General features: G+C 70.4%; 6 protein-coding genes. 3 read left to right on the forward strand and 3 right to left on the reverse strand.

Annotated features, from left to right (window positions below):
* Positions 1 to 17: 17 nt before the first annotated feature.
* On the forward strand, positions 18 to 1,559 hold the full coding sequence (locus ACIBNE_RS40760) for a hypothetical protein (protein WP_399281100.1): 1,542 nt from the start codon (positions 18 to 20) through the stop codon (positions 1,557 to 1,559).
* A 250-nt stretch (positions 1,560 to 1,809) separates the two neighbouring features.
* On the opposite strand, the gene ACIBNE_RS40765 is transcribed toward ACIBNE_RS40760, so the two are convergent.
* The gene (locus ACIBNE_RS40765; protein ID WP_399281102.1) at positions 1,810 to 2,292 is read right to left on the reverse strand and encodes a hypothetical protein; all 483 of its coding nucleotides are present in this window, start codon (positions 2,290 to 2,292) and stop codon (positions 1,810 to 1,812) included.
* Between the two features lie 344 nt (positions 2,293 to 2,636).
* Between ACIBNE_RS40765 and ACIBNE_RS40770 the strand changes: the two genes are divergently transcribed.
* Positions 2,637 to 3,071 carry a hypothetical protein gene (locus ACIBNE_RS40770; RefSeq protein ID WP_399281104.1) on the forward strand — a complete coding sequence of 145 codons (435 nt, stop codon included), beginning with the start codon at positions 2,637 to 2,639 and terminating at the stop codon, positions 3,069 to 3,071.
* A 170-nt stretch (positions 3,072 to 3,241) separates the two neighbouring features.
* On the opposite strand, the gene ACIBNE_RS40775 is transcribed toward ACIBNE_RS40770, so the two are convergent.
* A complete protein-coding gene (locus tag ACIBNE_RS40775) occupies positions 3,242 to 3,961 on the reverse strand; it encodes a transferase (RefSeq protein WP_399281106.1) in 720 nt (239 codons plus the stop codon).
* 101 nt (positions 3,962 to 4,062) lie between these two features.
* Here ACIBNE_RS40775 and ACIBNE_RS40780 point away from each other — a divergent pair, with 101 nt between their 5' ends.
* A complete protein-coding gene (locus ACIBNE_RS40780) occupies positions 4,063 to 4,908 on the forward strand; it encodes a glycosyltransferase family 2 protein (protein WP_399281110.1) in 846 nt (281 codons plus the stop codon).
* 118 nt (positions 4,909 to 5,026) lie between these two features.
* Here ACIBNE_RS40780 and ACIBNE_RS40785 read toward each other — a convergent pair whose 3' ends face one another.
* Positions 5,027 to 6,295 carry a protein-L-isoaspartate O-methyltransferase gene (locus tag ACIBNE_RS40785; protein ID WP_399281108.1) on the reverse strand — a complete coding sequence of 423 codons (1,269 nt, stop codon included), beginning with the start codon at positions 6,293 to 6,295 and terminating at the stop codon, positions 5,027 to 5,029.
* Positions 6,296 to 7,421 lie beyond the last annotated feature (1,126 nt).

The following is a 7,421-nucleotide window of genomic DNA, read 5'->3' on the forward strand; positions in this document are numbered from 1 at the left end:
ACAGGAACCTTGGTCTCATGAACAGCAAGACAAACCTGCCGGCAGCACGGAGGCAGCGGTACGCGGGGCCCCGCCTGATAGCTGCGGGCATTCTCACGACCCTGGCGGTCACCGGCTCACCGCTTGCTTTCGCCTCCCCGTCGGCCGCTGCACCCGTCGACGGAACGGCGCGAGCGGTCGTTCCGGCCGCTCTGCCGGCTCCCGAGGTCACGTCGCCCACGGAGAGCGAGGTCCTCACGGGTGACGTGAGCGTCATCGGCAGCACCGCGCCCTACACGGACGTCTACGTCTACGTCGACGGCAAGGTGGCGGCGGTCGAGTACGGCCTGTCCGGGACGTTCGAGGTGATCGTGCCCGAGGCACGGTGGACGCCGGGTGCGCACGTCCTGAAGGTCAAGGCGGTGCGCGGGGACGAGGCGAGCGCGATGGTCACGCGCCACGTCACGTACCGGGCCCAGCCCGCCGAAGCACCCGTCGTCACCACCCCCGAGGAGGGAGCGACCACGGGCCTGCGTCCGGCCGTCACCGGTACGGGCGTCACAGGAGCCACGATCGATGTCGCCATCAAGGGCGGTGCACCGCTCGGCAGCACCGAGGTGAAGGGCGGCACCTGGACGGTGACCCCCGGCAAGGACCTGCCGCCGGGCGGCATCACCCTCCAGATCACCCAGACGGTGAACGGCAACCCCTCCCTCCCGGTTGAACGCACCTTCACCGTCCTTCCCGCCCCGGTGTTCCTCGCCCCCCGGAACCAGGCAGAAACCCCGGACCGGGTGTTCTTCGAGGGCACCGCGGCAGGAGCCGAGGGCGGCACGGTCGAGCTGCGGGAACAGGGCGGAGGCGAGCCCCTGGCCCTCCTGGAGGTGAACGCCGACGGCGCGTGGCGCACCGAGCCGGGACAGGAGGTCCGCCTGGACCGGGGCCCCCACACCGTGACGGCCGTCGCGACGAATGCCGACGGCAAGGTGTCGGAACGCTCCGAAGTCACGTTCACCGTGACCGGCGCGCCCTACATCCGTACTCCGGCCGCCGGGGCCGAAAGCCCCGGGGTGGTCTTCTTCGACGGCTACGCGGACGAGTCCGACGTCGGCGGGAAGGTCGAGCTGCGGGAGAAGGGCAGCGACAAGATCCTCGCCTCCCTGGACGTACGAGCCGGTGGAGGCTGGTGGACGTCCAAGGGGCAGGAGCCCGAACTCGACCTGGGCACCCACACCGTGACGGCAACGGTCGTCACGGAGCGCGGACGCTCCACAGTGGCGGAGGTGACCTTCACCGTCACCGACGCCCCCTACATCAACGCGCCGCGCCCCAACGCCCAGACGGTACCGCAGCGCGCTTTCAGCGGATTCGCCCACTACGCCATCGGTGGCAGGGTGGAGCTGACCGAGGACGGCACGGTCTTCGCCACGGCAGAGGTGAAGACAGACGGCACCTGGAAGACCAGCACGGTCACCCTTGCCCCGGGCCGCCACACCGTCACCGCGACGGCCCTGACGAAGGACGGACGACGGACCGCCGCCCACCAGATCTCCTTCTCCGTATCCGGATCTGTCAATTGAGCGGTGCGAAAAGGTGTTCAGGATTACTGGCGGACCTCGGCGTCGAACGTCCACGGCCAGGCGTCCCTTCCCGCTCAGCCCTTGACGGTTCGGCGCTGCCATCGAGCCTGCTGTCGCGCGGTACGCCGGTCGTGCGGACGAAGGGAGCTGCCCCGGGCGTGCTTGCGCACCGCGGCGCCGGAGGGTCGTCCGGGATGGTGTGGCTGCACGGTGTCACGGTTTCGGTCCTGCTCATGGGCGGGGACACCGTCTATGGGCACGGGATCCAGGAGTAGCCGGGTTGGAAGGGGACCCATGTGGAGCCGAGGGTGAGGCGGTCGCGGAGGTGGTCGGCGAGGACGAGGCCGGTGAGGGAGCCGTCGGCGAGTTCCTCGGTCCATTCGGCGGCCAGGTCGTCTATGTCGACGCGGTACTGCACCTCCCATCCGACCATGGCGGCGAGGTAGCCGTCGAAGTGCCTGAGCAGGTCGTAGAGACCTCGGCCGAGTTCTTCCACTTCGGGCTCGGTGAGGTCGAAGCGGGGAATGCTGCCGTCGAACCCCGCGCCGTAGCTGACGGCCACCGGCCAGACCCAGAGTTGCGTCGGCGACTTTGCGGACAGCGCGGGCCGGTGCAGTGGGATCCGGAACCTGCCTGCGGAGAGCGCCTGTGGCCAGTGTTCGGTCCGGGCGGCTGTTCGGGCAGCCTCGATGTTGTCGCCGAAGTTCACAGCGAGTTCGAAACATATCGCCACGGTCCGCCCCCACGGTCCTTGCCCAGCCAGGCACCACCTCACGTGGACCAATGAGACCATGCGCCACCACGGCCCCAGGCGCTGATTTACGGCCAACTCCCCGCTGCACGTCGCCCGTCAGTGAGGCTTTCCCGGTATGTGCGCCCCGCGGCCTGCGCACGGCCCTCCTGCAGCTACGGCCTCGTGCCCATGGGGTCTGCCGCCGTACTCGACGGACGGAGCCTGTGCGCGAGGGCCACCCACAACGGCGTCAAGGCCGGCGAGGCCACCCGAACCACTATGCAGAGAGGGGCTCTCGGCGGCGCGCTGACCTGCGTGGTCGGGGTGTGGTCGGGGCGGGCCGCGTGTTTCCGGCCGTCGTGGGCGACGTCGCCCTGACCGGGTTCTACCGGGCCCGGCGGGGGAGCCGTAGCCGCGTCTCGGCCGGGGTGTCGGGCTGGCGTCCGAGGACCCCGCGGGCTCGCAGTACCGCGACGTCGGCGAGCTGCTCCGGCCGGTACGGCAGGACGCCGGGCTGTCGTCGGCCTCCGCCGCGCGCACGGTTCGAGCGCCAGCGCCAGCGCCAGCTGGGTATCGCCCCGGCGGCCGCCCACCAGGCTGCTGCCGCCGTAGCCGAGGAAGCGGCCGCGCGGACGGGCGCGCAGCTGCTGGCCGACCGGCTGGCCGTCCTGCGGCGCGCGCTCGCGCCCCAGGCGCCGGCCGTACGGCGGCTGAGTGCGGTCGAGCGGCTGGCTCCCCATGCGGCCCGGCCGCTGCCGGAGGACCTGGTTGCCGGGTGAAGTCCGTGAGCCTGTCGTCGCACGGACCACTGTGACCGTACGTTCCCACGCCTGTAGCCGCGCGGCGAACAGTTCGTCAGGAGGCAGTCTCCGAGTGGCGGCCGCGGTCAGGGGAGGCTCCTTCGGCGGCCCGGGGTTTCGCGGAGAGCTCTGTGCGCTTTTGGGAGGGGTCAGCGGTTTTCCGGCATGGTGAGCCGGGGCCGGTTTGGTCGGACGTGCGTGTCGGTGGCACCGGGTGAGGTGAGGATGCTGTCGGCCGGGATGGTGCGCGCGGCGAGGACGACGCCGCTGGTGATGCGGGTGCGGCGGCCGATCGCGGCGCCGGGCCCCAGGACGATGTGGGCGCCGGTCTGGACGTGGTCGCCGATCAGTGCGCCGAAACGGACGCTGCCCGTGTGGTACAGCCCCCGTTCCGTACGGAGGAACACCTCGCGGCTGGGGGCGCGCATGTCGCCGGTCAGGTGGATCGCGGCGCAGACGACGGACGCGGACAGATGGGCGCGGGCGCCGACGAGGGTGTGGTTGACCCCGATGCGGTGCCCGAGCACCGCCCCGTCCCCGACGGACGCGTGCGTCACCTCGCAGTTGAACCCGACCGAGGCCGCGGCGCCCAGGACGCTGTGTCCCCGTACGGTCGTGAACTCGTGGACGTGCGCGCCGGGACCGATGATCGCCTCGTCCCCGATGATCGCGCTGGGATGGACGAACGCGGTCGGGTGGACGCGCGGCACCCCGTTCCGGCGGAGCGCGGCCAGGGCGCCCTGGTGCAGGTGCTTCCATGCGGCGAGGAGCTCGGCGAGGCCGTACTCGGCGAGGTTTCCGTAGGGGGTGCGGGCCAGGAAGCCGATGGGGCGTATGTAGTCGCCGAGGGGCAGGGCGGGGGTGCTCAAGAGGTCCTCCGAAAAGGGTCTAGGATCACGGCTTCGGATGTCGTGGCGAGGGCAGGGTGGAGCGGGTGGCGCGGGCGCGGATCGGTGTCGCGGTGCTGACGATGGGCAACCGTCCCAAGGAACTGCTGGACCTGCTGGAGTCGGTCGCGCGGCAGGACGAACTCCCCGTGCGTACGGTCCTGGTCGGCAACGGAACCGGCAGCCTGCCCGAGGGCCTGCCCGCGTGGGTCGAGGCCGTGGAACTCCCGGAGAACGCGGGCGTGACCGGCGGACGCAACGCCGCCTACGCGCGTCTGCGGGCGGCCGGAGACGTCGACGTACTGGTGGACCTGGACGACGACGGCCTGCTCGTCGACACGGACGTCGTCCGCCGCATCGCCGACCTGTACGCACAGGACCCGGAGCTCGGCGTCGTCTCGTTCCGCATCGCCGACGAACACGGGCAGACCCAGCGCCGCCACGTACCGCGCCTGCGCGCCGCCGACCCGCTGCGCCGCGGTTACGTGACCACGTTCCTGGGCGGCGGCCACGCCCTGTCCATGCCGATGCTGGAACGGACCGGGCCGTGGCCTGAGGAGTTCTTCTTCACGCACGAGGAGACCGACCTGGCCTGGCGGGCGCTGGACGACGGCTGGCGGATCCTGTACGAACCGGCCCTGGTGCTCCAGCACCCCAAGACGTCCCCGGCCCGGCACGCGGTCTACTACCGCATGACCGCGCGCAACCGCGTATGGCTGGCCAAACGCCACCTGCCCGCCCCCTTGGTGCCCGTCTACCTGGGAGCGTGGATCGCCCTGACCGTGGCGCGCACCCGCTCGCTGCCCGGCCTGAAGGCGTGGTTCGGCGGATTCGCCGAAGGAGTGCGCACGAAGTGCGGTCAGCGGCGCCCGATGCGCTGGCGCACGGTGTGGACCATGACCCGCCTCGGCCGCCCGCCCGTCATCTGACACCTGCTCTGCCCTGCCGCAACTTCGTCCGGCCCGGCAGGTTGAGTGGTTACAACAACGGCCAGCACTGTGCCCAGGCCATGACGGATGCCGGAGCCCGGCACACCGTGGTCCTGGTCTACCGCGGCCCCGATTCCTCCTTGCGGTGTTCCTGACGGCCTGACGGCTGCTCCAGGGACGGTCCGGGGTTGTGGAGCTGGCCGGGTGGTGTGTCGAGCCACAGGTGCTGTCCGTGGTCGTCGATGGTGAGGCCGTAGCGGGTGGGGTGGGGCTGTCCTGCGGTGCGCCAGGCGGTGTATGCGGTGGTGAGTTCGTGCCACAGGTCGCGCTTGCCCCAGACGGTGACCGCGTCCTTGTGCCACCAGTGGTGGTGGCGGATGACGGTGACCGATGTTCCGGCGGCGTCCCACAGTTGGGTCTGGCGCGCGCCGTCCTGGACGCGGTGGGTGACATGGACGTCCGGGACGTGCAGGCCCAGTGCGAAGTCCTGGGCCCACCCCCGGTCCAGGACCTGTCCTGGGTCGATCGCCGAGGGCCGGCAGCGGTAGGTGCCGGGCGGGCGGATGCCGTCAGGGGGCCGCTGCCCGCGGGCCCACATGTAGTCGGCCGTGCCGCTGAACCGGCCCGTGGCGACCCTGTCCTTGACTGTGAGGCGCAGCAGCCCGCCCCGGCAGTACAGGGTGTTGAACGGGGTCAGGACCACCGCGCCGTCCGCGCTCTGCCGCCGCCAGGCCGCCGGAACCTTCCGTACCGAGGCGGTGCTGACGATCCGGTCGTACGGAGCTTCCGCCGCCCATCCTTCCAGCCCGTCGCCGCACTCCAGCCGGGCCGCGCATCCGGCGCGCTTCAGGTTCTCCTGCCCCCAGGCGGCCAGTTCCGGGTCGACCTCGACGCCGGTTACCCGGCTGTCACCGGCCCGGTGTGCGAGGAGCGCAGTGTGGTACCCGGAGGCGGCACCGATCTCCAGCACCCGTTGTCCGGGCCGCACATCCAGCTGCACGAGCTTCTCGCACACGATGTCCAGTGCCGACAGCGACGAGGTGAAGTCCCCCCGCGCCGCGCCGTCGGGGCGGGTGCGGCCGTCGTCCATCTGCACGATCACCGACTGATGCGCGTTCCACACCGCCTCCAGCCACGCCGCGGGGGACTCCTTACGGTCCAGGAGCCGGTGCAGGCCTTGGTCGTCGGTCTCCAGCGACCACAGCCTGCGGGGAGCGAACATCGTACGGTCGACCGCATCGATCGCGTCCCGCACCCAGGGCGCACGGAAGACCCCCATGGTCTCCAGCTCGCCCAGACACACCGCCCGCCGGTCCATCCCCGTGCCCCGGCTCAGCTGCCACCGCCCTGACCGTCGGGACTTGGCGGAGTGGGCGGCGGCGTCCACGGTTTGATCGGCGCCGGATCACCCTTGTGCTTGCCTTCGCTGTCCATCCTCGCACCTTTCTCTTCACGGCTCTCAGAACTCGGTGTCTCCGGTCCGACGATAGGGCCTGCACCCGCACGTGCCCAGAGCACCCGCTGCCCCCCAGCGTGGCTCAGTGGCGGTGGAGACCATCACCACTGGTCCGCACCCAACGAGTCAGCTTTCGTCGTCCTCCGGGAATCTCACCAGGGAGCGCGGCGCGGTCTTGAGCGCTCAGCGACGGGTGTGCTCGGGCAGGACGTCGACGCCTGTTGGTGTACGAGGCAAGTGTGTCAGGTCCTATCGTTTTGCCGTTTTTGAGGATCAGCCTGAGGGCCTTTGGCCGGTGCTGGGCCAGGTCCGTCACCTGTGTGAACCTCGCTGATCGCGCACTACGAAACGGTCTTCGAACGTCCTAGCCCCCGCTTGATTAGGCCTGCTGAGCCGATCTGGGTTGGACTGGTTCGGGGGTGTCGGGTGTGTTTTTGAGTGCTCTGTGTGTCCGTAGCTGTTCGGTGTTGGCGAGTTGTCTGGTGCGGTAGGGGAGGCTGGGCTGCATGTGGGTTTTCGTCGCGTGCATCGGGTGTGGTGGCGGGGTGGCGCGGTGGGAGCGTCGTGGGGGCGGGATCGTGGGCGGGTGCTGAGTGACTGGTGAGGGGAGGGGATTCGAAAGGCCGTCAGATCGGCGTACAGGGCGTTTTTTGCTGGCGGGAGCGGTGTGTGGAGGGGGTGGGGCCTGAGCCGAGTTTTTAGTGGCATCTCATTTTGATGCACCGATGGTGCCGGGGGTGTGGTGGATGTATGGTCGGCCCGCTCCTTTGATCCAGTGACGGAGTATCAGGAATCAGTGACGGACCGTGAGAAATGGGGGATGAGGGCCATGACCGAGCTGAGCGGCACAGACCCGGACGAGCCGACCTCTTTCCCCAGCTGGATGCTTTTCCGGAGGGCCGGATCGCGGAGCGATCCGAGCCGGGGACGGCGGAGCCGGCCCTCTGGGCCGCGGAGCGGACCGGCATGCAGGACGGAGTCCTGCGGCAGCGCGGAGCGCTGCATGTATTCCGCCGCGTAGCGGCGGCGCGTTGTGTCTGCGGAGCAGACCGCGCGC

Source organism: Streptomyces sp. NPDC050504 (assembly GCF_044458065.1).
In the GTDB taxonomy this organism is placed as follows: Bacteria; Actinomycetota; Actinomycetes; order Streptomycetales; family Streptomycetaceae; genus Streptomyces.